At 64.0% G+C, this 26,110-nt stretch carries 21 protein-coding genes; all 21 read right to left on the bottom strand.

Features of this window, described 5'->3' with window-relative positions:
• Nucleotides 1–238: 238 nt before the first annotated feature.
• The 21 genes from LB543_RS11100 to LB543_RS11000 all read right to left on the bottom strand — a co-directional run bounded on the left by LB543_RS11100 (nucleotide 239) and on the right by LB543_RS11000 (nucleotide 26,107).
• Complete coding sequence (locus tag LB543_RS11100) at nucleotides 239–535, bottom strand: AzlD family protein (protein ID WP_224614112.1); 297 nt, start codon at nucleotides 533–535, stop codon at nucleotides 239–241.
• On the bottom strand, nucleotides 532–1,260 hold the full coding sequence (locus LB543_RS11095) for an AzlC family ABC transporter permease (protein ID WP_224614111.1): 729 nt from the start codon (nucleotides 1,258–1,260) through the stop codon (nucleotides 532–534). Before LB543_RS11095 ends, LB543_RS11100 begins: the two co-directional genes overlap by 4 nt.
• Nucleotides 1,261–1,430: 170 nt before the next feature.
• Nucleotides 1,431–2,126, bottom strand: coding sequence for a DUF2461 domain-containing protein (locus LB543_RS11090; protein ID WP_140812634.1), 696 nt, complete (start codon nucleotides 2,124–2,126; stop codon nucleotides 1,431–1,433).
• A complete protein-coding gene (gene ligA, locus LB543_RS11085; RefSeq protein ID WP_224614110.1) occupies nucleotides 2,123–4,327 on the bottom strand; it encodes an NAD-dependent DNA ligase LigA in 2,205 nt (734 codons plus the stop codon). Before ligA ends, LB543_RS11090 begins: the two co-directional genes overlap by 4 nt.
• Nucleotides 4,328–4,461: 134 nt before the next feature.
• A complete protein-coding gene (gene recN, locus LB543_RS11080; RefSeq protein ID WP_224614109.1) occupies nucleotides 4,462–6,135 on the bottom strand; it encodes a DNA repair protein RecN in 1,674 nt (557 codons plus the stop codon).
• A gap of 176 nt (nucleotides 6,136–6,311) precedes the next feature.
• On the bottom strand, nucleotides 6,312–7,181 hold the full coding sequence (locus LB543_RS11075; protein ID WP_140758149.1) for an outer membrane protein assembly factor BamD: 870 nt from the start codon (nucleotides 7,179–7,181) through the stop codon (nucleotides 6,312–6,314).
• A 262-nt stretch (nucleotides 7,182–7,443) separates the two neighbouring features.
• Nucleotides 7,444–8,394, bottom strand: a complete 951-nt coding sequence (lpxC, locus tag LB543_RS11070) for a UDP-3-O-acyl-N-acetylglucosamine deacetylase (protein ID WP_140812638.1) — start codon at nucleotides 8,392–8,394, stop codon at nucleotides 7,444–7,446.
• 279 nt (nucleotides 8,395–8,673) lie between these two features.
• On the bottom strand, nucleotides 8,674–10,359 hold the full coding sequence (ftsZ, locus tag LB543_RS11065; protein ID WP_140812639.1) for a cell division protein FtsZ: 1,686 nt from the start codon (nucleotides 10,357–10,359) through the stop codon (nucleotides 8,674–8,676).
• 66 nt (nucleotides 10,360–10,425) lie between these two features.
• Nucleotides 10,426–11,733: a cell division protein FtsA gene (ftsA, locus tag LB543_RS11060; protein ID WP_140758152.1), complete on the bottom strand. Its 1,308-nt coding sequence runs from the start codon at nucleotides 11,731–11,733 to the stop codon at nucleotides 10,426–10,428.
• A complete protein-coding gene (locus tag LB543_RS11055; RefSeq protein WP_224614108.1) occupies nucleotides 11,730–12,671 on the bottom strand; it encodes a cell division protein FtsQ/DivIB in 942 nt (313 codons plus the stop codon). Before LB543_RS11055 ends, ftsA begins: the two co-directional genes overlap by 4 nt.
• Nucleotides 12,659–13,585, bottom strand: a complete 927-nt coding sequence (locus LB543_RS11050) for a D-alanine--D-alanine ligase (RefSeq protein ID WP_224614107.1) — start codon at nucleotides 13,583–13,585, stop codon at nucleotides 12,659–12,661. The genes LB543_RS11055 and LB543_RS11050 overlap by 13 nt, the downstream gene beginning before the upstream one ends.
• Nucleotides 13,586–13,885: 300 nt before the next feature.
• Nucleotides 13,886–14,851: a UDP-N-acetylmuramate dehydrogenase gene (gene murB / locus LB543_RS11045; RefSeq protein WP_224614106.1), complete on the bottom strand. Its 966-nt coding sequence runs from the start codon at nucleotides 14,849–14,851 to the stop codon at nucleotides 13,886–13,888.
• Nucleotides 14,848–16,248 carry a UDP-N-acetylmuramate--L-alanine ligase gene (gene murC, locus LB543_RS11040; protein ID WP_140758156.1) on the bottom strand — a complete coding sequence of 467 codons (1,401 nt, stop codon included), beginning with the start codon at nucleotides 16,246–16,248 and terminating at the stop codon, nucleotides 14,848–14,850. The genes murB and murC overlap by 4 nt, the downstream gene beginning before the upstream one ends.
• Entirely contained in the window at nucleotides 16,245–17,372 is a 1,128-nt protein-coding gene (murG, locus tag LB543_RS11035) for an undecaprenyldiphospho-muramoylpentapeptide beta-N-acetylglucosaminyltransferase (RefSeq protein ID WP_224614105.1), read from the bottom strand. The genes murC and murG overlap by 4 nt, the downstream gene beginning before the upstream one ends.
• A gap of 1 nt (nucleotide 17,373) precedes the next feature.
• Entirely contained in the window at nucleotides 17,374–18,525 is a 1,152-nt protein-coding gene (gene ftsW, locus LB543_RS11030) for a putative lipid II flippase FtsW (RefSeq protein WP_140812646.1), read from the bottom strand.
• Nucleotides 18,525–19,925 carry a UDP-N-acetylmuramoyl-L-alanine--D-glutamate ligase gene (gene murD / locus LB543_RS11025; RefSeq protein ID WP_224614104.1) on the bottom strand — a complete coding sequence of 467 codons (1,401 nt, stop codon included), beginning with the start codon at nucleotides 19,923–19,925 and terminating at the stop codon, nucleotides 18,525–18,527. The genes ftsW and murD overlap by 1 nt, the downstream gene beginning before the upstream one ends.
• A gap of 8 nt (nucleotides 19,926–19,933) precedes the next feature.
• Entirely contained in the window at nucleotides 19,934–21,016 is a 1,083-nt protein-coding gene (gene mraY, locus LB543_RS11020) for a phospho-N-acetylmuramoyl-pentapeptide-transferase (RefSeq protein ID WP_140758159.1), read from the bottom strand.
• Between the two features lie 17 nt (nucleotides 21,017–21,033).
• Nucleotides 21,034–22,491 (bottom strand): UDP-N-acetylmuramoylalanyl-D-glutamyl-2,6-diaminopimelate--D-alanyl-D-alanine ligase, encoded by a 1,458-nt coding sequence (locus LB543_RS11015; protein WP_224614103.1) that lies wholly within the window; start codon nucleotides 22,489–22,491, stop codon nucleotides 21,034–21,036.
• Nucleotides 22,488–23,936: a UDP-N-acetylmuramoyl-L-alanyl-D-glutamate--2,6-diaminopimelate ligase gene (locus tag LB543_RS11010; protein WP_224592150.1), complete on the bottom strand. Its 1,449-nt coding sequence runs from the start codon at nucleotides 23,934–23,936 to the stop codon at nucleotides 22,488–22,490. The genes LB543_RS11015 and LB543_RS11010 overlap by 4 nt, the downstream gene beginning before the upstream one ends.
• A gap of 54 nt (nucleotides 23,937–23,990) precedes the next feature.
• Nucleotides 23,991–25,715 carry a peptidoglycan D,D-transpeptidase FtsI family protein gene (locus LB543_RS11005; protein WP_140758162.1) on the bottom strand — a complete coding sequence of 575 codons (1,725 nt, stop codon included), beginning with the start codon at nucleotides 25,713–25,715 and terminating at the stop codon, nucleotides 23,991–23,993.
• Nucleotides 25,712–26,107, bottom strand: coding sequence for a hypothetical protein (locus tag LB543_RS11000; RefSeq protein ID WP_140758163.1), 396 nt, complete (start codon nucleotides 26,105–26,107; stop codon nucleotides 25,712–25,714). The genes LB543_RS11005 and LB543_RS11000 overlap by 4 nt, the downstream gene beginning before the upstream one ends.
• Between the last annotated feature and the right edge of the window lie 3 nt (nucleotides 26,108–26,110).

Raw genomic sequence — 26,110 nt, 5'->3', positions numbered from 1 at the left:
CCTCCCAGCATGCATGTTGAATCAGAACTGCGATGATTTGGGAATCCCACGACTCTTATAAATCTCATCCCGCTCTAGTGACGGGGAGAAGGGGCTGGCTGCAGCCTCCCCGTTCTTTCCTGAAACGTTGATGATTGGCGAAACCGTCGATGACAGCATCCTTCTCCCCGTCACTATACGGGGAGAAGTGCCCGGCAGGGCGATGAGGGGCGGCGCTGACGATTCAAATCGATCGCGCCTACCCCACGAACTGCCGCGCCAGGATCAGCACCACCGCCCCCGCAAGAAACATCGCCATCAGCCCGCCACGCAACGAAACCGCGGCCGTGACCACCAGAGCCAGCCACTCCGCCGGTCCTGCATTCAGCAGTTCCGGCGCCACCAGCGTCGTCAGCACCGCAGCCGGTACGGCGTTGAGACCGGCTTCCACGCGCGGATGAATGTTTTCGAAGCGGGAGATGACCAGATGCCCGCCGATGCGCGTGAGATAGGTGGCGATCGCGCCGGCGATGATGATCCAGAATGTCGTGCTCATGGCCTTGTCTCCACGCCGCTGTGGTGCGGCGGCAGGATGACGGCGAGCAGCACGCCGGCGACGGCGCCGATCGACACATGCCAGGGCGAGCCTACGGTCTTGTAGGCGACGATCGAGGCGCAGGCACTGGCGACGACCACCGGCAGCCACAGCGGTCGCTTGCGAAAGCCCATCACGAGGCCGAGGAAATAGATCGGCAGCAGGAAATCGATGCCCAGCGCATGGGTGTCGGGGATGAGCTTGCCGAACAGCGCGCCGAGCGCGCTTTCGACGATCCAAAACAGATAGACCGGCAGGCCAAGCCCCAGGTACCAGGCGAAGCCCACGGTCCGGCCAGATTGCGCCCGTGCCTCGGCGACCGCGAATTGCGGATCGGTGAGGATGAAATAGCCGAGTGCCTGCTGAATGACGGGCCAGTGCGCGATGCGCCGGCCGATGCCGGCGGAATAGAGCACGTGGCGGAAATTGACGGCGAAGATCGACAACACGACCAACCACGGCGCGACATGCTGGCCGAACAGCTGGATGCCGACCATCTGGCTGGCGCCACCATAGACCAGCGCGCTCATCAGGAAGGCTTCGAGGACCGAGAAGCCGTTGTCGACGGCGAGCGCGCCGAACAGCACCGCGAACGGCGCCGATGCCACCACGACCGGCATGGAGAGCCGCACGCCCTGCCAGAAGTCGCTTTTGCCGCCGCTCTCTGAAATCACGTCCGTCGCCATCGGCCACTCCTGATGCATGTCGCCCAAAACTGAGTAGCGGTTTTGGGACAACGACATGCACGACAACAAAGGGAGTGGCGGTATTTAGGTGGCATGGTTTGCCGTGTCACACGAATTCGGTTGAGCCAAACGATCAGCGGAAATGATCGTCGCGACGCTTGCGTGGAAGCTCATTGTTTCTCGGTCTTGCCCTCGATCGCCCTGCCCCAATCGAGCAGCGGCTTGGCGCGCATGGTGAAATCGACAAGTTCCTCGACCAGTTCTGGCCCGTGGATACCAGCCGGATCGATCGCGTGGCGGACGGCGAAATGCCGGTTGCGGATGGCGGCGACGAGGTCCTTGTCGGCGACCTCTTCGAAGCCGCGCGGCGTTCGTTTCATGCCGCCTTCGGCATCGAGTTCGAGGCCATTCTTCCTCAGCGCCGCCACCACGGCGCGAAACGCTTCGGGATGGCTCGTGATGGCCTTGCGCATGGCCGTCAGCAGTTCCGGCGCCGGCTGCCACCAGGCGACGCCGGCAAAGCAGCGCTCGAGCCCGATATGGACGAAGAACACACCCTGCTCCATCTTGGTGCCGTCCGGCGACAGGATAGCCGACAGATGCCGGTTGTAGGGTCGCTTGTCCTTGGCGAAGCGCACATCGCGGTTGATGCGGAACAGCGACTTCTTGCGATCGCCGCGCAGGCCGAGGCCCGCCTCGGTAAAACGATGCGTCAGCGTCTCGACGAGATCGCCCAGTGGGTCGCGCAATTCCTTTTCGAACAAGTCGCGATTCTCCAGGAACCACTCGCGGCTCTGGTGGAAATCCAATGCCTTCAGGAACGGAATGGCCTTGGGGCCGAACCCTTTGAACGCTTCGCCCGTCACGACTTGCCGACCCGCTGCAGCCAGCTGTCCTCGTCGATGACTTCGACGCCCAGTTCACTGGCAAGCTTGAGCTTGGAGCCCGCACCCGGCCCCGCAACCACCAGATCGGTCTTGGCCGAAACCGAGCCGGCCACCTTGGCGCCGAGACGCTCGGCCATTGCCTTGGCTTCGGAGCGTGTCATCTTTTCCAGCGAACCGGTAAAGACGATCGTCTTGCCGGCGACCTTGCTGTCGGCCGAGACGGTGACGATGTACGGCTTCGGCTTGACCTGCTCCAGCAGCTTGTCGAGCACGTCGTCATTGCGCTCATTGCCGAAGAAATCGCGAAGCGCATCGATCACCGTATCGCCAATGCCGTTGATCGATGGGAAGACGGCATGCGGATCCTCCGCCGCCGCCGTCTCCTTGCCGACGCGGATAAGCTCCTCGATGGTGGAGAACGTGCGGGCCAACACGGCGGCCGTCGTCTCGCCGATATGGCGGATGCCGAGCGCGAAAATGAAGCGGTCGAGCTCCGGCTCGCGGCGTGAATCGATGGCCGAAAACAGCTTGTCGAGACCCTCATAGTTGCGGTCCTCGACGCTGCGCACATTCTTGCGGGCCTTGCCGGACGCCGCCTCGCGCTGCCTGGCCTGCTCCTCGCGCCGCTCGGCCAGCGCCTTGGTCACGGCGGGGCGGCGCTCCCTGAGCGTGAAGATGTCGGCGGCTGTCTTGATCAGCCCGGCATTGAAAAAAGTATCGATGTTTTCCGCGCCGAGGCCTTCGATGTCCAGGGCGCCACGCGACACGAAGTGGCGCAGCCCTTCCACGGCCTGCGCCGGGCAGATCAGCTCGCCGGTACAACGGCGGCGCGAATCCTCCTTGCCGGTCTTCTCGTTGATCTCGCGCGTCGCCGGCGAGCCGCAGATCGGGCAGGTGTGCGGGAATTCGTACGGCACGGCATCAGGAGGACGCTTGTCGATGACGACGCTGACGATCTGCGGGATGACATCCCCTGCCCGCTGGATCACGACCGTGTCGCCGATGCGCACGTCGATACCGTCGCGTATCGGCTGCCCGGTGCTGTCCAGGCCCTTGATATAGTCCTCATTGTGCAGCGTGACGTTTTCCACCACGACGCCGCCCACGGTCACCGGCGCAAGCCGCGCGACCGGCGCCAGCGTGCCGGTCCGGCCGACCTGGATGTCGATCCTCTGCACGGTCGTCATCGCCTGTTCGGCGGGGAATTTGTGCGCGACGGCCCAGCGCGGCTCACCGGTGACGAAGCCCCAGCGGCGCTGCAGCTCCAGTTGATCGACCTTGTAGACGACACCGTCTATGTCATAGCCGAGCGACGAGCGCTGCTCCTCGATCAGGTGATAATGCGCGACCAGTTCCTCGACCGATTTCGCGCGCACCATAAGCGGACTGATCTTGAAACCCCAATCGGCGAATTTCTGCACTGATTCGTACTGCGTTGGTGCCGGATCGGCCGTCGTATAACCCCAGGCATAGGCAAAGAATTTGAGATTGCGGCTGGCGGTGACGGACGGATCCTTCTGGCGCAGAGACCCGGCCGCCGTATTGCGCGGATTGACGTAATCCTGGCCGCCGACAGCCGCCGAGCGCGCCTTGAGTGCCTCGAATTCCGCATAGGTCATGTAGACCTCGCCGCGAATCTCGATGGTTTCAGGCCAGCCTGAACCCTTGAGCTTCGCGGGAATGTCGGCGATTGTCCTCAAATTGGCGGTGATGTCCTCGCCGACAGCGCCGTCGCCGCGCGTCGCCCCTTGCACGAACACGCCCTTTTCGTAACGCAGCGAAGCCGACAGGCCATCGATCTTCGGCTCGGCGGTGAAAGCGATGTCGAGGTCCTTGTCGCGGTCGAAGAAGCGCCGGCCACGCTCGATGAAATCGGTAACGTCAGCGTCGGTATAGGCCTTGGCGAGGCTCAGCATCGGCACGGCATGGCGCACCTTGGTGAAGCCTTCCGCCGGTGCGGCACCCACCCTGAGCGAGGGCGAATCCTCGCGCACCAAGCCGGGAAAGCGCTCCTCGATGGCGAGATTGCGCCGCCGCAACGCGTCATACTCCGCGTCCGTGATCGTGGGTGCGTCCTCGGCATGGTAGCGCCGGTCATGAGCGGCGATCTCCTCGGCAAGGCGCTGGAGTTCGGCTTCAGCCTCGCTTTCGCTGAGCGAATCGACAGGTTTTTCGGCCATGCTTTTTGTCCCTGAACGGTGGCGCGTCACAATAGAGCATGATCCCGAAAGGTGGGAACCGGTTTTCGGAAAAGATCATTCCTGAACAGCAGGATGGAGCCATATCCTGACTCGCCCCATGATGCCGGATAGTCTCATGCCGCGTTTGTATTCTCGCGCAGCAGCCGCTCGGCGGCGGCGCGCGCCTCGTCGGTGATCGTCGCCCCAGCCAGCATGCGGGCGATCTCCTCCTGCCGCGCGGTCCTGTCCATCTCGGCAATGCCGGTCGCGACACGGTCGGTGCTGCCCGATTTGGAGATCAGGAAATGTGTCGCCGCGCGCGCCGCCACTTGCGGCGCATGCGTGACCGAAAGCACCTGGACGCGCTTCGACAGCCGCGCCAACCGCTGGCCAATGGCGTCGGCCACCGCGCCGCCCACGCCGGTGTCGATTTCGTCGAAAACCAGTGTCGGCGCCGAACCACGATCGGCAAGCGCCACTTTCAGTGCCAGCAGGAAGCGTGACAGCTCGCCGCCGGACGCGACCTTCATCATCGGGCCGGGCCGCGTGCCAGGATTGGTGCGCACCCAGAACTCGATCTGGTCGATGCCCTCTTCCATGCGGGCCTCGGCCTCGCTCTTCATCTCGACGATGAAGGCCGCGCGTTCGAGCTTCAGCGCCGGCAATTCCGCCATCACCGCCTTGGTCAGACCGACCGCCGCGCCATGGCGAAGCGAGGACAACTGTGCGGCGGCGATGTCATAGGTTTCGCGCGCGGCGGCCGCCTGCTTTTCCAGTCCATGCAGGCGCTCCTCGCCCGCATCGAGATCGGCGAGATCGGCAACCATCGTGTCGCGCAGCTGCGCCAGATCGTCGACGGCGACGCTGTGCTTGCGCGAGGCCGCGCGCAGCGAAAACAGCCGTTCCTCGGCTTTTTCCAGCCGTTGCGGGTCATATTCGGTGGCACGCAACGCGGCGTCGACGCCGGACTGCGCCGCGTCGAGCGACAGCATCGCTTCATCCAGCGACTTGACCACGTCCTCGAGCAGGCCGGGCGCCTCGGTTGCCTTGCGCTGCAGCCGCCTCAGCAAACTTGCCAGTTGCGGCAAGGGCGACGACGGGCCCGACAGCACATCCTGCGCATCATGGATTTCGGAAGCGATCTTCTCGGCGCGCATCATGTGGGCGCGCAGCTCGGCAAGTTCGGTTTCCTCGCCGGGCTGCGGGTCGAGCTTGGTCAGTTCGGCAACCGCGGCGCGCAGATAGTCGGCCTCGCGTGCGGCGGCGGCCACCTTGGCGCGATGGCGCGTCAGCTCCTGCTCGCAGGCGCGCCAGTGCCGCCATGCCTCGCCGGTCGAGCGGACGGCGCCCAGATGGCCGCCGAAAGCATCGAGCACGTCGCGGTGCGCGCCGGGATCGACCAAAGCGCGTTCATCATGCTGGCCATGGATCTCGACCAGCGCGCGGCCGACATCGCGCATCAGCGTCACGGAGGACGGCTGGTCGTTGACGAACACACGGGTGCGGCCGTCCGCTGTCTGCACGCGGCGCAGGATGATGTCTCCATCGTCCTCGATGGCATTTTCGGCAAGCAGCGCGCGCACCGGATGGTTGCGCGGAACATCGAACACGGCGATGACCTGGCCCTGCGATGCGCCATGGCGCACCAGCGAGGCATCGCCGCGCGCGCCGAGCGCCAGCGACAGGGCATCGAGCAGAATGGATTTTCCGGCGCCGGTTTCGCCGGTCAGCACGGAAAGACCCGGCTGGAAGTCGATGTCCAGCTTTTCGATCAGGACGATATCTCGGATCGACAGTCTGGAAAGCATGAGAAACCGGACCTATTGCATGCCGCCCGAAAGTGGACCCGGTCTCGGGATAACGACAGGCACGAGAACAAAGAGATTAAAGGCGGCGCCGACAGGTGGAGTCGCAGCGCCGCACTATCTTTTTGTTTGGGCTTCGGATCAATCCGAAAAAGCGCGCTGCGCTCGGAGCTCTGCGGTCACGCGCCGGTGATCAGCTTCCCGGCCTTGGATATCCACGATCCGGCATTTTCGCGCGGCGCCAGCCCGTTGCTCTGCAGCAGCTTGTAGGAATCCTTGTACCACGAGCTGTCGGGATAGTTGGTACCGAGCACCGCGGCGGCCGTCTGGGCCTCCGAGGTCAAGCCCAACGCGTAATAGCTTTCGGTGAGGCGGGCGAGCGCTTCCTCGACATGGCGCGTGTTGGAATAGTTTTCGACCACGGTGCGGAAGCGCTTGACGGCGGCGATGTATTCGCGGCGCTCCAGATAATAGCGGCCGATCTGCATCTCCTTGCCGGCGAGCTGGTCGTTGGCAAAGCGGATCTTTTCCTTGGCGTCGTCGACATATTCCGACGTCGGCCAGCGCGTCACCAGGTCCTGCATCGTCTGCAGGGTCTGGCGTGCTTCCTTCTGGTCCTGCGTCACGTCCTTGATCTGGCGATAGTAGCTGAGACCAATGATGTACTGGGCATAGGGCGCGTCATCCGTGGACGGATAAAGGGCCAAATATCGCTTTGCCGACTGGATCGCGTCGTCGTAGCTGCCCTTCCGATAGTCGGCGAACGCACCCATCACCATCGATTTGCGGGCCCACTCCGAATAGGGGTGCTGACGGTCGACGGCGTCGAACTTCTTGCTCGCCTCGTCCAGGCGTCCCGCATTCATGTTGGCGAGACCCTGATTGTAGAGCACGTCGGCCGGCTCGGTCTGGTCGACATAGGTCGACAGGTCGATATCTTTCTCCGACGACATGCAGGCCGACAGAAAGAGCGATGGAACAACCACCGAAAGCGCCAGGAAAACGGACCGCTGCGGCACTTTCGATTGACCGACTCGCTTGAAGAACATGATTGGATTGCGCCCTTTCGGCGTTATTTCAATGCCTCTTGCATGCTGTTGTCCCAAAACTGGTCCCCACTTTTGAGCGACATGCACTAATCGACGGCAGCAGCCATAAACCATAACCGACTTGCCCGGCAACGCTATGTCCAGCCAATCGCACATTTTTGTGGCGGCGGACCGCAGCGTATCAATCTATGCAATTTCGCTGATGGATGATGCATTCATGCAACACCCACGCCGCCATGGAATCCGAAAAAGATAAAGGAAATCAGATCATCCAGGGCGCATAGAGCGGCGCGTTGACGGCGTTCATTTCGGCGCCCCGGCCACGCTCGCGGCGTGTCGTCTCGACGATCTCGAAGGCCGTGCGATCCGACAGCAGGCGCCGCAGCGCAGCGGCGTTCAGCCTGTGGCCGCCGCGATAGGAGCGAAAACAGCCGATGAAGCGCGCGCCGGCCAGCGCCAGGTCGCCCATGGCGTCGAGCGTCTTGTGGCGCACGAATTCGTTGGGATAGCGCAGGCCGCCCATATTGATGACGCGGTTGTCGTCACCGATCACCAGGGAATTTTCCAGCGAGGATCCCAGCGCATAGCCGGCGGCCCACAGCCGTTCCACGTCCTTCATGAAGCCGAACGTGCGGGCGCGGGCGATGTCGCGGCGGAAAATATCGGCATTGATGTCCGATGCGAAGAGCTGACGACCGATAGCCGGGCTTTCGAAATCGATCTCGACCTCGAAACGGGTCCCTTCATAGGGCCTGAACTCGGCCCAGGAAGCCCCGTTCTCGATGCGGACCGGCTTGACCACCCTGATATAGCGGCGCTTGACGGCCAACACCTCGATGCCGGCCTGGTCGATGGCTTCGACGAATGCCATGGCGCTGCCGTCGAGGATTGGGACCTCGTGGCCGTCGATCTCGATGATGACATTGTCGATGCCGAGCCCGAACAGGGCGGCCATGATGTGCTCGACTGTCGCGATGTGCTCGCCCGAGGGATCGCCGAGCATGGTGCAAAGGTCGGTGGCGCCGATCTCTGAAAACAGGGCGCGGAACTCACGGCCCTGCCCATCTCCATTGAGGAGCTGGAACACGATGCCGGTATCGGCATCCGCGGGCAGGAAACTGATGGAAACTTCTTTGCCGCTGTGAACGCCGGTGCCTGTAAGCGACGCGCGCGTTTTCACTGTCGTCTGGTAGTCGTGCAAGACAATCCCCATGAGCCCGTAATGCCTAGGTCCGCTTCTCCAGCCCGAGGGCGCGGCTCTTGTTAAATCGGCAAGCAGGGCTACTCCCCCGAAATCCTGGCAAACCGACTATGGTAGGCAGCGAAGATAATGTTCCGGCAAGGAGACTCCAAATCACGGTTTCTTACTCTCTGTAACCGCGAACTGGAACATGTACGGCATCATAACCGATTGATTACGCAGCATTTTAAACGTTAACAGGCAAGCAATTCCTTGCCTGCCTGTTAACAACTGTTACAGTCCGTTAACCGCTCAGTTGGCCTGGCGGCGCAGGAACGCCGGAATCTCCAGCTGATCGTCGTCCTGAGTCGCCCTGGTCTGCGGCGTCAGGCGGCCCTGATCGTCCAGTTGGCCGCGGCGCGGGGCGTAGAGTTGCGCATCCTGGCTGGCGAGGCGGCGCACTTCCGGTGCGGCCTGGCGCAGCTTGGGCTCGCGCGGCTGCGCCGGCTGCAGGCGTGCAGGCTCTTCTTCGCGACGGGTCAGGCCATTGGTCAGGCGCTTCAGGAGACCCATCGGTCCGCTGTTCTCATGATCGGCCGGACGGCTCTTGGCATCGACCTCGGCCTTCACGACCGGCGGAAAGTCCTCGACGCGCGGCATGCGCTGCGGCGCCATCGCCACCGGCTGCTGAACCTCGCGCAGGATTTCGCGCGGCTGCGGGGCCGGCTGCATCATCTGCTGGACGACCGGCTGCACCATCGGCTGCGGCTGCGCGGGCGGCGCCTGGAAGATCTTGCTCTGCGGGCGGAAATCGTCCGCATGGGCGACCGGAGTCGGACGGGCCTGCGCCATGGCCGCGGCATTCGCTTCGGCCAACTGGATGGCTTCGGCAACCGGATCGGCGGCGCGTGGCTCATACACCGTGTGCTGGACCGGCGCCGGGCGGCTTTCCACCGCGGCGACGGCCGGCCGGGCAGCCGGCTTCGGCGGAGCGGCACGGATCGAGATCGGCGCGGCGGCGATTTCAGCGGCCGACTTGTCGATGCCGGTGGCGACCACCGAGACGCGGATGACGCCTTCGAGTTCCTCGTCGAAAGTGGCGCCCAGGATGATGTTGGCGTCCTGGTCGACTTCCTCGCGGATGCGGGTCGCCGCTTCGTCGACTTCGAACAGGGTCAGGTCGCGGCCGCCGGTGATCGAGATCAGCAGGCCCTTGGCGCCCTTCATCGAGGTTTCGTCGAGCAGCGGATTGGCGATCGCGGCTTCCGCGGCGGCCATCGCACGACCTTCGCCCGAAGCCTCGCCCGTGCCCATCATCGCCTTGCCCATCTCGCGCATCACCGAACGCACGTCGGCGAAGTCGAGGTTGATCAGACCTTCCTTGACCATCAGGTCGGTGATGCAGGCGACACCGGAGTAGAGCACCTGGTCGGCCATCGCGAAGGCGTCGGCGAAGGTGGTCTTGTCATTGGCTAGCCGGAACAGGTTCTGGTTCGGGATGACGATCAAGGTGTCGACGCATTTCTGCAGTTCCTCGATGCCGAAGTCGGCCGTCTTCATGCGGCGCTGGCCCTCGAAGTGGAACGGCTTGGTGACGACGCCGACGGTGAGAATGCCCTTCTCACGGGCTGCGCGCGCAACAACCGGAGCCGCACCCGTGCCGGTGCCGCCGCCCATGCCGGCGGTGACGAAGCACATATGGGTGTTGGTGAGATGGTCGATGATCTCGTCGATGCACTCTTCCGCCGCCGCGCGGCCGACTTCTGGCTGCGAGCCGGCACCGAGCCCCTCGGTGACATGCGCGCCGAGTTGGATCAGCCGGTCGGCCTTCGACATGGTCAGCGCTTGCGCATCGGTGTTGGCGACAACGAACTCGACACCGCGCAGACCGGCGGTGATCATGTTGTTGACGGCATTGCCGCCGCCGCCACCGACACCGAACACGGTGATGCGCGGCTTAAGCTCGGTGATGTCCGGCTTCTGCAGATTGATGGTCATTGTCTCCGTCCTTTGCCTTTCACGCCGCTTCGCCGCCGCGGCCGCCTATGGGGCTGTCCCCGTCAATTAGAAACTGTCTCTCAACCACTGACTCATGCGATGCAGTTTTCCGCCCGTTCCGGTCATCCTGAGACCGGAAATGCCTTTCGCCGGATGGCTCTCGAAGCTCGCCATCTGCGGATAGATCAGAAGCCCGACCGCAGCCGAGAAAGCCGGCCCTTTCGCCGCTTCGGGCAGGCCCGCCACGCCGAGCGGGCGGCCGATGCGCACATTGCGCCCCAGGATGCGGCGTGCCGCCTCGGGCAGGCCGGCCAGTTGGCTGGCGCCGCCGGTGAGCACGACGCGCTTGCCGACCGCATTGCCGTAACCGGATTTGTTGAGCCGGTCGCGCAGGAGTTCGAGCGTCTCGTCGATGCGTGCGCGCACGATGCGCGTCATCACCGAACGCGGAATCTGCAGCGGCACATCGCCATCGTCGCCGATCGGCTGGATCGAGATCAGGTCACGATCGTCGGCGCTGCCCGGCAGCGCCGAGCCGTGCATCACCTTCAGCCGCTCGGCCGCATCGAGCGAGGTCGAAAGGCCCTTGGCCATGTCGAGCGTCACATGGTTGCCGCCGATGGCGATGGCATCGCCATGAACGAACTTGCCTTCCGAAAACACCGAGATCGTCGTCGTACCGCCGCCCATGTCGATGCAGGCGGCTCCGAGCTCCAGCTCGTCGTCGACGAGTGCCGCCAGCCCGCTGGCATAGGGCGTCGCCACCATGCGTTCGACCGACAGGTGCGAACGGTTGATGGAGAGCTCCAAATTGCGCATCGGCGCCGCGTCACCCGTCAGCACATGCATGTCGACGCCAAGCGCATCGCCCACCATGCCGCGCGGATCGCGCACGCCGCGCTCGGCGTCCAGCGAGAAGCCGACTGGCAGTGAATGGATCACCTCGCGTTCGGACTTGAGCGCCTGCTTGGCGCCGGCGCCGAGCACGCGCTTGATGTCGGCCTCGTCGGCCTCGTGGCCGCCAAGGTTGATGGTGGCCGAAAAGGCTTCACTCTTCAGCCGTCCGGCGGTCATGTTGACGATCAGCGAGTCGACCGTCAGCCCAGCCATGCGCTCGGCGGCATCGACGGAGAGGCGGATGGCATGCTCGGCGCGATCGAGATCGACGACGACGCCCGACTTCACGCCTTGCGATTTCTGGTGTCCGATGCCGATCACCTGGACCCGGTGCGAGCGGCCACGCAACAGTTTGCCGTCATCGCACGGCTTGAGCTTGGCCACCATGCAGCAGACCTTGTTCGAGCCGACATCCAGCACCGTCAGGGTGCCCGACCGGCGCGACGAGGCATCGCCAGAACCGCCAAGCCAGCTCATATCTTCGTCTCCGGCTTGCGCTTGAGGGCCTTTGGTTTCTCGTTGAGCGCGGCCTCGCGCTGCGTTGCCGCCTGCGGCGTCAGCTCCACGACCAGCCGGTCCGTCAGGCGCATGTCGACGGCGGCGATGTCGCGCGACAACAGCCCCTTGTCATGGTCCAGCTTGACGAGTTCGGCGAGCGCCTTGTCCTCGTCATCCTCGGGCAGCTTGATGGTGATGCCGTTGTCCAGCTTCAGGTCCCAGCGCCGCTCGCCGACACGGACATAGCCTTTGATGCGGCTGGCCAGGTCGGGATATTGTTCGACCCTGGCCAGGAAATCGGGCGCCTTCGCGGGCGCGCCGGCGCCGATCAACAGGGGCAGGAGCACCTGCTTGCCGCCCGAGAATGGCGCGATGACAGCGCCATTCTTTTCGATGACCGAGAGATCATTGCCCTGCTGCCAAAGCGCGAAGGCCGCACGCTCCTCGACACGCACCTCCAGCGTGTGCGGATAGACCTTGCGCACCGCGGCGACCTGGATCCACGGCAGGGTCGCGATGCGTTCGCGCGCGGCCTCGGCATCGAAGCCGATCAGCGACGTCCAGCCATCGAGTTCGAGCCTGTCGAGAATGTCGATCTCCGAAGTCTGACGATTGCCGACCACCTTGACCTGATCGACGGCAAAGCCGGTGCGGGCGGTGATGCTTTGAATGATGCCGTCGGCATGACCGCCAAGGTAGGCGCCATAGGCCCCGCTCGAGGCCAGCAGCACCGCCGACATGATCGCGGAGGAGAATCGCGGCGCCTGGAATTCACCGTCGCCCAGGCGCGTCAGGATGCGCACGGGGCGGCGAAGCACGCGCGGCAGGACGAAATGGTCCAACGACAATGGCAGGCCGAACAGCGACGGCCCGGCCGCGCCCCTCACCTTGCCCTGTCCCCATTTCAACGCAGACACGAAGCGTCCTCCACCATCCAACTCAACAATTCACCAAACGAATGCCCGGCATGGGCGGCAATTTCAGGCACCAGAGACGTCGGCGTCATGCCCGGCTGAGTGTTGACCTCGAGCCATACAACCTCGCCATTTTCGGAGTGACGATCGTCATAACGGAAGTCCGACCGGGAAACGCCCCGACAGCCGACAGCTTGGTGAGCCTTGAGCGCCAGTGTCTGTATTTTTTGGTAAATATTCGGTGAAACTTTTGCGGGGCATTCGTGTTTTGATCCGCCCGCGACATATTTTGAATCGTAGTCGTAGAAGGAATGGCCCGTCGGGATGATCTCGCAGACGCCAAGCGCCACGTCGCCCATGACGGCGCAGGTCAGCTCGCGCCCATGGATGTAGCGCTCGACCATGACGATATCGCCATATTTCCACTCGGATGACCCGATCACCTGCGGTGGATGCGACTGCCCCTCCGACACGATGACGACGCCAAAGCTCGATCCTTCGCTGACCGGCTTGACCACGTAGGGCGGCTTCATCGGGTGCTTGTTCTGGATGGAGAAGCGATTGGCGACCTTCGATTCGGCAACGGGAACGCCGACCGGTTTGACGATCCTCTTCGCCTGCTCCTTGTTCATAGCGAGCGCCGAGGCGAGCACGCCGGAATGGGTGTAGCGAATGCCGAGATATTCGAGGATGCCCTGAATGGTACCGTCCTCGCCAAAGGGTCCATGCAGCGCATTGAAGGCGACGTCGGGCTTAAGCTCGGCAAGCACCGAGCCGACATCGCGCCCGACATCGACGCGGCTGACCTGGTACCCTTCCTGCTCCAGCGCATCGGCACAGGCCTTTCCGGAAGACAAAGACACGGGCCGCTCGGACGAGAAACCTCCCAGCAATACGGCCACATGCTTGCTCTTCATTCCCCGTCATCCCCTCTCACCGCGGACCAAAATCCAAGATTTCCGCAACATTGAGTCCGAGTCTCCCGGCAGGTTGCCCCCCAGACGGAAAACGCGGGTAACGCGTCGAACGACTCAAATCAGGAAACGCTTTAGGGCAGAGAATCAGAGAGTTGATTCACTGGCAAGTACTTATGATTCCGAGAGATTCACTTTCTGAGAAAATGGATGCGAAAACCGTGTCGCCGAGTCCCCGGAGCAACGGTTTCACTGCATTTCGTTCCTGTTGAAGTTCACGCATCACGTGAACTTCAAGATGCGCTAAAGGAGCTGGCCGAGGAACTCCTGCACGGCATGTCCGGAGCGGAAATTGCCGATGCGCTTGATCTCCCACTGCAAGCGGATGCCGGAATGCTCGAGCACCCGCGCGCGTACCGTCTCGCCGAGATATTCGAGGTCGTAGCCGGTCGCGGTTCCGGTGTTGATCATGAAGTTGCAATGCATCGGCGACATCTGCGCGCCGCCGATCATCAGGCCGCGGCAACCCGCCTTGTCGATTTCCTTCCAGGCCGAGGTGCCTTCGGGATTCTTGAAAGTCGAGCCGCCTGTCTTCTCGCGGATCGGCTGCACGGTTTCGCGGTGGTTCTGCACCGCGTCCATCGCCGTCTTGATCGCCGCTTTGTCCTCGGCAAAGCCTTCGAACACAGCCGAGGTGAAGATCAGCCCGGACGGTGCCGCCGAATGGCGGTAGGCATAGCCCATTTCGGCATTGCTCAACGTCTGGGCATTGCCCGCGCGGTCGAGCGCCCGCACCTCGACGACGCGCTCGCGCGTCTCGACGCCATTGGCGCCGGCGTTCATCCTGAGCGCGCCGCCGACGGCGCCTGGAATGCCGTGGTAGAAATGGAAGCCGCCAATGCCGGCCTCCAGCGCCACCGCCGCCACACGCTTGTCGGGCGTGGCGGCACCGGCCTTGATCCTGATCGGGGAAACGACTTCGGCCTCGCCAAAGCCCTTGGCGGAAAGCCTGACGACGAAACCCGGAATGCCGCCGTCGCGGACCAGAAGGTTCGAGCCGACGCCGACAATCGTCAGGGGGATCTCTTCGGGAACCGCCTTGAGGAACGCCGCAAGGTCCTCCTCGTCGGCCGGCTGGAACAGCGCCTCGGCAAGGCCGCCTGCCCGGAACCAGGTGATCTTGTCCATCTCGGCATTCGGCGTGATCCGGCCGCGCAGGCCGGCCAGCCGGTCGCCAAGTCTGTCGATCAGGGCCTGGCCGTTCATCATGAGGCGGCGAGCTCCTTCGGCAGCGCATAGGCCCATTGGGTGATATTGCCGGCGCCCAGGAAGACGACGAAGTCGCCGGGCTTGGCGATGTCGCGGATGACAGGCGCGATATCGGCCGGCCCTTCGATATAGCGGGCATCGCGATGGCCGCCGGCGCGGATGCGCGACACCAGCGCATCCGAGGTTACGCCGTCGATCGGCTCTTCGCCGGCGGCGTAGACCGGGGCGACCATCACCGTGTCGGCATCGTTGAAACAGGTGGAGAACTCGTTGAACAGATCGTGCAGCCTGGTGAAGCGGTGCGGCTGGGCAATGGCGATGACACGCCCATTGGTGGCGCTGCGCGCCGCCTTCAGCACCGCCGAGATCTCGACCGGGTGGTGGCCGTAGTCGTCGAACACGTCGACGCCGTTCCAGGAACCGGTGTGGGTGAAGCGGCGTTTGACACCGGCGAAGGACGACAGGCCCTTCCTGATCGCCTCGGCCGATAGGCCGAGTTCGTGCGCGACCGCGATCGCGGCCGTCGCGTTGGACACATTGTGGTGGCCAGGCATCGGCAGGCGCAGGCCCGCTATCGTCGTCTGGCCGCGCCCCTTGCGGTCGCGGATCATCACATCGAACTCCGAGGTCGCACCCGCCATGCGATGGTTGGTGAAGCGCACATCGGCCTGTGCGTTCTCGCCGTAGGTGATGACGCGCCGGTCTTCGATGCGCCCGACCAGCGCCTGCACTTCCGGGTGATCCGTGCACATCACGCCGAAGCCATAGAAAGGCACGTTCTCGACGAACTGGCGGAACGCCTCACGCACATTGTCGAAGTTGCCATAATGATCGAGATGCTCGGGATCGATGTTGGTGACGACGGCGATCTCTGCCGGCAACTTGAGGAAGGTGCCATCGCTTTCGTCGGCTTCGACCACCATCCACTCGCCGTCGCCCATGCGCGCATTGGTGCCATAAGCATTGATGATGCCGCCATTGATGACGGTCGGGTCGAGCCCACCGGCTTCCAGCAGCGCCGCCACCATCGAGGTCGTCGTCGTCTTGCCATGCGTGCCGCCGATGGCGACAGCCTGACGGAAACGCATCAACTCGGCCAGCATCTCGGCGCGGCGCACGATCGGCAACAGCTTTTCACGTGCTGCCTTCAGTTCCGGATTCGACTTCTTGATCGCCGTCGAGACGACGATGACCTCGGCGTCACCGAGATTCTCGGCCTTGTGGCCGACGAAGCATTCGATGCCCTTGTCGCGCAGCCGCTGCACATTGGCGCTGTCGGCCTGGTCGGACCCTTGCACCTTGTAGCCGAGATTGTGCAGCACCTCGGCGATGCCGCTCATGCCGATGCCGCCAATGCCGATGAAATGCACGAGGCCAATGGTCTGTGGCATCTTCATGGGTGCGTCCTCTTCCTGAAATCCGATACTGTTTTGCGGGACGCAATAGCCTCTGTGAGGTCGGCGAGCAACCGTGCCGCGTCCGGCCTGCCGACCGATTTGGCCGCTGCGGCCATCGTCGCCAGCCGCTCCGGGTGGTCCATCAGGGCGCCGAGCAGTGCCGCGATACGCTCGGGCGAGAGCGACGATTGCACGTGCACTTCGCCGCCGCCGGCGGCGGCAAGCGCTGCTGCATTCGCCGCCTGGTCGTGGTCGAGCGCGAAGGGATAGGGCACCAGCAGCGCCGGCCGGCCGATGACGGCGATCTCCGACACGGTCGAGGCGCCGGAACGCGAGATCACCAGATGCGCCGCCGCTATGCGCGCCGCCATGTCGGTAAAAAACGGCGAGACCTCGACGGCGACGCCGAGCGCGGCATAGGCCGCCTTCACCCGCGCCACGTCGTCCGCGCGAGCTTGTTGGGTAATGACAAGGCGTCTGCGCTGTGCATCGGAAAGCAGCGCGATTGCCCCCGGCATCGCATCGGAAAAGAATTGCGCCCCCTGGCTGCCGCCGAACACCAGCAGGCGGAAAGGCTCGTCCCCGGTTGAAGCCACGTAAGGTGTCCTGGCTGCTTCGAGCACAGCCGGCCTGACCGGATTGCCGGTCGTCACCGTCTTGGCGCCGGCCGCACTCTCATCCTGCGGCAGGAAGCCGCCGGCGATCGCATCGACACGGCCGGCCAAAGCCCGGTTGGCGCGCCCCATCACCGCGTTCTGCTCATGGATCAGCGTCGGCACCTTGCGCCGCGTCGCCGCGTAGAGGGGCGGCAAGGTCGGATAGCCGCCAAAGCCCACGACGGCCTCCGGCTTGATCCTGCCGATGATGGCGGAGGCCTGACGCACGCCGCTCCAGATTTTCCAGAAGGCGCCAAGCAGGGCGAAAGGATTTTTCGAGCCTAACGTCGCCGACTGGATCGGATGGACGGCCGCCGCCGGGAAATGGGCGGCAAACCGCTCGGCCCGGGTGTCGGTCGCCAGATGCACCGCCCAGCCGCGCTCGATCAGTTCATGCGCCAGCGCTTCGGCTGGAAACAGATGTCCGCCGGTTCCACCCGCCGCGAGAAGGATAACGCCTCTGGCCATGTCACTCCGCCGGCATGGCGCGCTGCGGCAGGGTAAAGCCCATCTGCTTGCGCTTTTCCGGCCGCTTGCGCGTCAGCGCCAGCACCATCCCCATCGAGATGGCGATGGCGATCTGCGAGGAGCCGCCATAGGAGATGAAGGGCAGCGTCATGCCCTTGGCCGGCACCAGCTGCAGGTTGACGCACATGTTGATGACGGCTTGCAGGCCGAACACGGTGACCAGACCGCCGACCGCATAACGGGTGAAGTCGTCATGCTCCTTCAGCGCACTGTTGAGGCCGCGCAGCACGATGAAGGCGAAGATCGACATGATGAAGAAGCACATGATCAGCCCGAACTCCTCGCCCGCGACCGAGAAGACGAAGTCGGCATGGCTGTCGGGGATGACCCGCTTGACCGTGCCCTCGCCCGGCCCGACGCCGAACCACCCGCCATTGATCAGCGCATCGCGGCCCATGTCGACCTGGAACGTGTCGCCTTCGCCGGTAAGGAACTTGTCGATACGCAGCGCGACGTGCGGAAACACCGTATAGGCGGCGAAGACGCCGCCGACGCCGGCGGCGCCAAGCACGATGATCCAAAGCCATGGCAGCCCCGCCATGAAGAACATGATGCCCCAGGTGCCGGTGGTCAGCATGGTCTGGCCGAGGTCCGGCTGCGCCACCAGCAACGACACGACCAGCACCAGCAGCAGCATGGCGAACAGATTGCCGGGAATGTCGGGCTGGCGCTTGTGTTCGGCGAACAGCCAGGCGCACATGATGACGAAGGCCGGTTTGAGGAATTCCGAAGGCTGGATCGACAGGCCGGCGAGCGACACCCAGCGGCGCGCGCCCTTCACCTCGACGCCGACATAGAGCACCGCCACCATCAGCACCAGCATCAGGCACAGCATGATCAGCGACATGCGCCGGATCTGCCTGGAATCGAGGAAGGAGACCGCCAGCATCACGCCGAGCGCAGGTACGGTGAAGATGATCTGCCGGGTGGCGAAATGGAAACTGTCGAGGCCGATGCGTTCGGCGACCGCGGGGCTTGCCGCGAAGGATAATACGATGCCGAGCCCCATCAGCGACAGGAACGCCGCCAGGAACCAGCGATCGATGGTCCACCACCAGGTTGCGACCGGACTTTTGTCGAGACGGCTCTGCATTATCGTGCCCCTCCGATGGGTTTGACACCATCTATAGCGCTCGCAGCTTGCCTGAAGGCTTCGCCACGGACCTCGAAATTCTTGAACTGGTCGAAACTGGCGCAGGCCGGCGACAACAGCACCACCGCCTCGCCGCCGTCGTCTTTAGCCGCGTCATGCGCGGCATGCTCGACAGCGGCCGCCAGGGTGCCCGAAATCTCGTAGGGCACGGCCTCGCCGAGCGTCGCCGAAAAAGCGGGGGCGGCCTCGCCGATCAGATAGGCCTTGGCGATGCGCGGGAAGAAGCCACGCAGCGGCTCGATGCCGCCTTCCTTGGGCAGGCCGCCGGCGATCCAGTAAACGCGGCTGAAGCTGGACAGCGCCGGTGCCGCGGCATCGGCATTGGTCGCCTTGGAATCGTTGACGAACAGCACATGATCCTTGCGGCCGACCTGCTCCATGCGATGGGCGAGACCCGGGAAGCTTTCCAGTCCGGACTGTATCTCACCGAGGTCGAGCCCAACCTTGAGGCAGGCGGCGACGGCGGCCAGCGCGTTCTGCGCATTGTGCTGGCCGCGCAGCGAGCCGATGCCTTCGAGGAAGGCGACGCGACTGTAGCGGCCATGCACCGCCTCCATCAGATTGGTGCCGTCGGCGAAATAGCCGTCGGTCAGCGGCAGGCGCTTGGAAATGCGGATGACCTGCCGCCCCGCCCGCTCCAGCCGCTCGGCGATCTGCGCGCACCAGGAATCGTCGATGCCGATGATCGCCGTGTCGCTGCCCGCCACCAGCCGCTCCTTGATCGAAGCGTAGTGCTGCATGGTGCCGTGGCGGTCGAGATGGTCCGGCGTCAGATTGAGCAGGATGCCGGCCGTCGGATTGATCGAGGGCGCAAGGTCGATCTGGTAGGACGAGCATTCGACCACATAGTGCCGGTCGGGCTTCGGCGGATCGAGCGTCATCACCGCGCGGCCGATATTGCCGCCCATCTGCGTGTCGCGCCCGGAGGCTTGAAGAATATGCGCCGTCAGCGCGGTCGTCGTCGACTTGCCGTTAGTGCCGGTGATGGCGATGAAGGGAGCATCCGGCGCACGCTGCGACCGCTCCCTGCAGAACAGCTCGATATCGCCGATGACCTCGACGCCCGACCCACGCGCCAGTTCCACTGTCCAGTGCGGCTTGGGATGGGTCAGTGGCACGCCGGGCGACAGCACGAAGGCGGAAAAGCCGGCCCAGTCGGCGCCACGCAGATCGCCGGTGGCGATGCCGGTGGCGGCCGCCTTGGCGACGCTGTCGGGATTGTCGTCCCAGGCCAGCACCTCGGCGCCGCCCTCGATCAGCGCGCGCGCCGTGGCGATCCCCGAGCCGCCGAGCCCGAAGAGCGAAACACGCTTGCCTGCGAAGGATGCGGCGGGGATCAAATGGCGGCCTATCTCAGTTTGAGAGTGGAGAGGCCGACCAGCGCCAGGATGACGGCGATGATCCAGAAGCGGATCACCACCTGGCTTTCGGTCCAGCCGAGCTTTTCGAAATGATGATGGATCGGCGCCATCAGGAAAACGCGCTTTCCGGTCATCTTGAAGTAGCCGACCTGGATGATGACCGAGAAGATCTCGACCACGAACAGGCCACCGACGATGACGAGCACGATCTCGTGCTTGGTGGCGACCGCGACCGTGCCGATCAGGCCGCCCATGGCCAGTGACCCGGTGTCGCCCATGAAGATCGCCGCCGGCGGCGCGTTGAACCAGAGGAAGCCGAGGCCGGCGCCGATGACCGCGCCAAGCACGACCGCCAGTTCACCTGTGCCGGGCACGAAATGGATCTGCAGGTATTCGGCGAACACCGCATTGCCAGAGAGATAGGCGATGACGCCGAAGGATGCCGCCGCGATCATGATCGGCACGATCGCCAGGCCGTCGAGGCCGTCGGTCAGGTTCACCGCATTGCCGGCACCGACGATGACGAAGCAGGAGAACGGAACGAAGAACCAGCCGAGGTTGATGATGAATTCCTTGGCGAAGGGGAATGTCAGCGACGACGAGAACGGCGCCTGGCCATTGTGCATGATCACCCAGGCGGCGATGCCGGCGATAACGAATTCCAACGCAAGCCGCGCCTTGCCGGAGAAGCCGAGATGCGACTGCTTGGTCACCTTCAGATAGTCGTCATAAAAGCCGATCGAACCGAAGCCGATTGTCACCAAAAGCACCACCCAGACATAGATGCTCGACAGGTTCGCCCATAAAAGCGACGAGCCGATGATGCCGGACAGGATCATCAGTCCGCCCATCGTCGGCGTGCCCGCCTTCTTGAAATGCGTCTGCGGCCCGTCGGCGCGGATCGGTTGGCCCTTGCCTTGCCTGAGCCGCAGCGAATTGATGATGGTCGGCCCGAAGATGAAAACGATCAGCGCCGAGGTGATCAGCGCCCCGCCGGTGCGGAACGTGATGTAGCGGAAGACGTTGAAGACGGAGACCTTGTCCGCGAAATCGACCAGCAGTGTGAACATGCGCTTTTCGTCCCCGACTAGGTCTGGTTGCTTGTTGTCATCTCGGCCGGGAATTTGCCCAGCAGCGCATCGACCAGTTTTGCAAAACCGATGCCCTTCGACGATTTGATCATCACCACGTCGCCCGGCTTCAGCGCGGCGAGCAGCACCGGCTTCAACTCCTCGACGCCGGCGCGGTATTCCGTGCTGATGTCGCCCGGCAGCGCTTCCGCCAGCGCCCGCATTTCCGGCCCGCCGAGAAAGACTGTCCGCGTGCCCGTGCCGACGATGAGATCGGCAAGAGCGGCATGCAGCTTGGCCGAATGGTCGCCGAGTTCGAGCATGTCGCCAAGCACGGCGATGCGTCGGCCCTCGCCCGTCACCGGCGTCGCGTTGAGCAGCGCCATGGCGGCCGCCATCGAGGCCGGATTGGCGTTGTAGCTTTCGTCGATCAGCGTGATCGAGCCACCGGGTTGGCTCGAAGTCGAGCCACCGGCGTGCCGCAGCACATGGCGTTTGCCGCGCCCGCGCTCGGCCGACAGATCGGCCAGCGCCAATGCCACCTTGTCGAGATCGGCGCCGACCAGATGCGCGGCACCAAGCACCGCCAACACGTTCTGCACCATGTGCCGGCCGGGAGCTCCGATACGAGCGATCATATCGTGACCGCCGATCCTGGCGGCGATGTCGGAATGGTCGGCATGCAACTCGCACTTGGCCAGCTTGAAGGTCGAGCGCGCATTCTCGCCGAAGCCATAGACATGCTCGACGCCGGCAGCCTGTGCCATCTTGCCCAGCAGCTTGAAACGCGCATCGTCGCGGTTGAGGACCGCGGCACCACCAGGCTCCAGCCCTTCGAAAATCTCGGCCTTGGCCTTGGCGATCTCGTCCAGGTTGCGAAAGAAGCCAAGATGCGCGGCCGCGATCATGGTGACGATGGCGACATGCGGCCGCACCATCTTCACCAGCGGCCGGATCTCGTCGGGATGGTTCATGCCGATCTCGAACACGGCATAGTCGCAATCGGCCGCCATGCGCGCCAGCGTCAGCGGCACGCCCCAATGGTTGTTGAAGGACTGCGCCGAGGCATGCACCTTGCCGACGGCCGAAAGCACGTGGCGAAGCGCCTCCTTGGTCGTGGTCTTGCCCGCGGAGCCGGTCACCGCGATGATCTTGGCCTGCGAGCGGGCGCGCGCCGCGACACCGAGCTTCTCCAGCGCAACCAGCACATCCTCGACGACGACGATCGGCGCGGTCAACCTACCGAGAGACGGCAGCTTGCCTTCCGCCACCACCAGCACGCCGGCGCCGGCCTTGATGGCCGCGGTGACGAAGTCATGGCCGTCCATCGCCTCGCCCTTGATGGCGAAGAAAGCCTCGCCCGGCTGCAGGCTGCGGCTGTCGATCGAAATGCCCGATATGCCTTCGGGCATCGGGCCGAGCGGCCGCCCGTCCGTGGCGGCAACCAGCGCTTCCGAAGTCCACAGCAAACTCATGCGGCACGCTCCGTGAGCGCGGTGCGCACTTCCTCGTGATCGGAGAAATGCAGGGTTTCCGAGCCGATCGTCTGGCCTTCCTCATGGCCCTTGCCGGCGACTATCAGCGTGTCGCCGGCATGCAGCATGCCGACAGCCTCGTGGATTGCCTTGCGCCGGTCGCCGATCTCGATGGCGCCGGGCGCGGCGGCAAGAATGGCGGCGCGGATGGTTTCGGGCGCCTCGGAGCGCGGATTGTCGTCGGTGACGATGACGACATCGGCAAGACGTGTCGCGATCTCGCCCATGATCGCTCGCTTCCCCCGGTCACGGTCGCCGCCGCAGCCGAACACGACAATCACGCGCCCGGTGGTGAACGGACGCACCGAGGCCAGAACATTCTCCAGCGCATCGGGCTTGTGGGCGTAATCGACATAGACCGGCGCGCCGCTCGCCGTGGTTCCGACCAGGTCGAGCCGGCCCGGTGCGCCTTTCAATTTCTCCAATGCAGCCAAGGCCTTGGCGACAGGTGTTCCGGTGGAAATGGCAAGCCCCGCCGAAACCAGCGCATTCGCGATCTGGAAATCGCCGGCGAGCGGCAGGTCGATCTCGTGGATCACACCGTTGGCCTCGACCTCGGCGCGCTGGCGATGACGCTCGTGCTCGACCCGCTTCAGCCTGAGGAAGTCGCCATGGCGGCCGACCGTCAGGACGTCGAGCCCGGCGGTCCGCGCCGCCTTTATCGTCGGTTCCGACCACGGGTCGTCGGCGAAGACGACGGCGGGTGCACCCTTCGGCAGCAGCGTATCGAACAGGCGCAATTTGGCGCGATGATAATCCTCGATCGTCGGATGGTAATCCATGTGGTCGCGGCCGAGATTGGTGAAGCCGCCAGCCGAGAGCTTCACACCGTCGAGGCGGCGCTGGTCGAGCCCGTGGCTGGAGGCCTCCATCGAGGCGTGGGTGACGCCGGCAACGGCCAATTCCCTCAGCAACTGGTGCAGGGCGACCGGATCGGGTGTCGTCAGCGAACCATATTCGTTGCGGCCGGGCGCGACCACGCCGGTGGTACCGATCGAGGCGGCTGCGTATCCCGCCTGCTCCCATATCTGCCTGGTGAAGGCGGCGACCGACGTCTTGCCGCTGGTACCGGTCACGGCGACCATGGTTTGCGGCTGTCTGCCGAAATAGCGGGCGGCACTCAACGCCAGTGCCAGGCGCGGATCATCGACCGCCAGCACCGGAACCGGCAGATCGGCAAGGGCTTTGTCCGCGACGATCGCGGCAGCGCCACGCCGGGCCGCATCGGCGGCGTAGCTCGCGCCATCGGCCTTGGTTCCGGCGAGCGCGAAAAAGACGACGCCGGGTTTTACCTGGCGGGAATCCGACGAGATGCCGGTAACCTCCAGATCGGCGGAAGCTGTTCCTTCGACTGGCAGGATACCGGCTAGATCTTTGAGCTTCATCGAGTCCCGTTCACCGCAACAAAATAGCGCGCAGTTGCCGGCGCGCCCCAAGAATCACTGATAGGAAACCAGCGTTGCACCATTTTCATGGCTGAAATCTGGCTTCACGCCAAGCATGGCAGCTGCACGCCTGATAATATTGCCGGCCATAACCCCCGCATTGTTGGCCGCGACGTCCGTCATCCCGGGCTTTTCGGGATGCGGGGCGTCGGCGATCGTGAACACCAGATATTGCGGATCGTCCATCGGGAATGCGGCGACAAACGTGTTGAAATTCAACTCCTTCGAGTAACGGCCGTTGATGACCTTCTCGGCCGTTCCGGTCTTGCCGCCGACGCGGTAGCCGGGAACCCGGGCGTTTCTGGCCGACCCCTTCTCGGCATTGAGCGAATAGAGGTAGCGCATGCCCTCGACGGTCTTTTCGCTCACAACCCTCTTGGCGGTGGCCATGGCTTCCTGCTGAGTGCGTACTAGGAAGGTAGGGTTCATCAGGAAGCCGCCATTCATCAACGCCGCGCAGCCGACAGCCGCCTGCAGCGGTGTCGTCGACACGCCATGGCCGAAGGCGATCGTGAACGAATTCACCTGTTTCCAGACCTTCGGTTCAGTCGGACGCGCGACTTCCGGCAACTCGGTCTGCATCCTTTCCAGAATACCAAGACGATGCAGGAATTCACGGTGCGCCTCGATGCCGACCAGTTCGGCCTCCCTGGCCGACCCGATGTTGGACGAATAGAGGAACACCTCCGGCAACGACAGCACACGGTTCTTGCCGTGGAAATCGTGAATGGCCTGATGACCGACCCGGATTGGATGCGAAGCGTCGAAGCGGCTTGACATCGTCGCCTTGCCGGAATCGAGCGCCATGGCCGAGGTGAAGCTCTTGAAGGTCGACCCCATCTCATAAAGGCCCGCCGACATCCGGTTCAGCCGGTCCTTTTCCTGTGCATTATAGGGGTTGTTCGGATCAAAATCCGGCACCGAGGCCATGGCCACCACTTCGCCGGTCTTGACGTTGAGCACGACTGCGCCGGCGCCGATGGCGCGATAGCGCTCCAGGCCGGCGGCGATCTCGTCGCGCACCACATGCTGGACGCGCAGATCGATCGAAAGCTTCACCGGCCTGAGATCCTTCGCCACCGCCAGGCCCGATGCCTGCAGGTCGCTCAGTCCCTGCTCATCGATATATTTCTCCATGCCGGAGATGCCCTGGTTGTCGATGTTGGTCAGGCCGACAACGTAGGATGAGGTTTCGCCGCTCGGATAGAAACGGCGCTTTTCGGTGCGGAAGCCGAAGCCGGGAATGCCGAGCTGCATGATGTCGGCCTGCTGCTTGGGCGTCAGCTGCCGCTGCAGCCAGACGAAGCCTGCGCCGCTCTTCAGCTTGTGATAGGTCTGCTCGTAGTCGATTTCGGGCAGCACCGTCGACAGCTTCTCGATCGCCTCGTCGGCATCGACGATGCGGCGCGGCTCGGCGAACAGCGACGCCGTCTTGATGTCGGTGGCCAGCACCTCGCCGTTGCGATCGACAATATCCGGGCGTGACGCGGTCACCCGGCTCTGCGGGCCGCCCGACAGGTCCGGTGTCTGGAAACCGAGATAGACCAGCCGCCCCGATATGGTAGAGAAGATGCCGAAGAACACCGCCATCGTCATCACGATGCGCGCCTTGCCCTTGCCGCCGGTCGCCTTGCGGGCGCCTTCGACCACGATCGACCCGTCCCCGCCAGTCCTGGCGCGGCCTACCGCGGCGAAGCGCTTCAGCAGTTTGCCGATCATTGGGCGATGTCTCCGGTCACGACGGGATCCTTGTCGCCCGAGGGCGCCTTGTCGGAATTGTCGGCCATGGCGCCCTGGCGCCCATTCAGGATGTCCTGGATGTCGAGCGCCTTGGCCGGCAGGTCGCCCAGGCCCACGATCTGCCGGGCACTGACCGGCTCCAGTGCGAGCTGCGATTTGTAGAGCTCGGCCAGCTTTTGCAGCCGCGACGGCTGGGTGAGCAGGCTCCAGTCGGCCTTGAGCAGGTCGATCGTGTCTTCCTCGTAGCGTATCTCGGCATGGATCTTCTGCACGGCCGTCAACTGGTCCTCGGCCTCGCGCTTGGCCTTGTAGGTCAGGGCGGCGGCCGAAACCATGACGGCGATCAGGATGATATCGCTGGTACGAAACACGTG

Origin of the sequence: Mesorhizobium sp. ESP7-2, from assembly GCF_020164715.1 — a bacterium.
Taxonomy (GTDB): Bacteria; Pseudomonadota; Alphaproteobacteria; order Rhizobiales; family Rhizobiaceae; genus Mesorhizobium.
The sequence above is the reverse complement of the archived record's forward strand: the minus strand, read 5'-3'. Positions and strand labels throughout refer to the sequence as shown.